Source organism: Enterobacter sp. 50588862, assembly GCF_001462935.1.
GTDB classification, from domain to species: Bacteria; Pseudomonadota; Gammaproteobacteria; order Enterobacterales; family Enterobacteriaceae; genus Enterobacter; species Enterobacter bugandensis.
In genome coordinates this window covers 1-1,620 of sequence record NZ_LNHM01000027.1, presented here as the reverse complement: position 1 = coordinate 1,620, position 1,620 = coordinate 1, and the positions used below count along the sequence as shown (strand labels likewise).

The 1,620-nt window shown below is 53.8% G+C and carries 1 rRNA gene; it reads right to left on the bottom strand.

What is annotated here, in order from left to right:
* Nucleotides 1-20 precede the first annotated feature (20 nt).
* Nucleotides 21-1,560: ribosomal RNA gene (locus APT89_RS12845) — 16S ribosomal RNA — on the bottom strand.
* Nucleotides 1,561-1,620: the final 60 nt, after the last annotated feature.

Genomic DNA, 1,620 nt, shown 5'->3' with positions numbered 1-1,620 from the left:
CAAAGGCAGGTTCTTTAAGGTAAGGAGGTGATCCAACCGCAGGTTCCCCTACGGTTACCTTGTTACGACTTCACCCCAGTCATGAATCACAAAGTGGTAAGCGCCCTCCCGAAGGTTAAGCTACCTACTTCTTTTGCAACCCACTCCCATGGTGTGACGGGCGGTGTGTACAAGGCCCGGGAACGTATTCACCGTGGCATTCTGATCCACGATTACTAGCGATTCCGACTTCATGGAGTCGAGTTGCAGACTCCAATCCGGACTACGACGCACTTTATGAGGTCCGCTTGCTCTCGCGAGGTCGCTTCTCTTTGTATGCGCCATTGTAGCACGTGTGTAGCCCTACTCGTAAGGGCCATGATGACTTGACGTCATCCCCACCTTCCTCCAGTTTATCACTGGCAGTCTCCTTTGAGTTCCCGGCCTAACCGCTGGCAACAAAGGATAAGGGTTGCGCTCGTTGCGGGACTTAACCCAACATTTCACAACACGAGCTGACGACAGCCATGCAGCACCTGTCTCAGAGTTCCCGAAGGCACCAAAGCATCTCTGCTAAGTTCTCTGGATGTCAAGAGTAGGTAAGGTTCTTCGCGTTGCATCGAATTAAACCACATGCTCCACCGCTTGTGCGGGCCCCCGTCAATTCATTTGAGTTTTAACCTTGCGGCCGTACTCCCCAGGCGGTCGACTTAACGCGTTAGCTCCGGAAGCCACGCCTCAAGGGCACAACCTCCAAGTCGACATCGTTTACGGCGTGGACTACCAGGGTATCTAATCCTGTTTGCTCCCCACGCTTTCGCACCTGAGCGTCAGTCTTTGTCCAGGGGGCCGCCTTCGCCACCGGTATTCCTCCAGATCTCTACGCATTTCACCGCTACACCTGGAATTCTACCCCCCTCTACAAGACTCTAGCCTGCCAGTTTCGAATGCAGTTCCCAGGTTGAGCCCGGGGATTTCACATCCGACTTGACAGACCGCCTGCGTGCGCTTTACGCCCAGTAATTCCGATTAACGCTTGCACCCTCCGTATTACCGCGGCTGCTGGCACGGAGTTAGCCGGTGCTTCTTCTGCGGGTAACGTCAATCGATGAGGTTATTAACCTCACCGCCTTCCTCCCCGCTGAAAGTACTTTACAACCCGAAGGCCTTCTTCATACACGCGGCATGGCTGCATCAGGCTTGCGCCCATTGTGCAATATTCCCCACTGCTGCCTCCCGTAGGAGTCTGGACCGTGTCTCAGTTCCAGTGTGGCTGGTCATCCTCTCAGACCAGCTAGGGATCGTCGCCTAGGTGAGCCGTTACCCCACCTACTAGCTAATCCCATCTGGGCACATCTGATGGCAAGAGGCCCGAAGGTCCCCCTCTTTGGTCTTGCGACGTTATGCGGTATTAGCTACCGTTTCCAGTAGTTATCCCCCTCCATCAGGCAGTTTCCCAGACATTACTCACCCGTCCGCCACTCGTCACCCGAGAGCAAGCTCTCTGTGCTACCGTTCGACTTGCATGTGTTAGGCCTGCCGCCAGCGTTCAATCTGAGCCATGATCAAACTCTTCAATTTAAGTTTGATGCTCGTGAATTAAACTTCGTAATGAATTACGTATGTTCACTCAGAGACTTG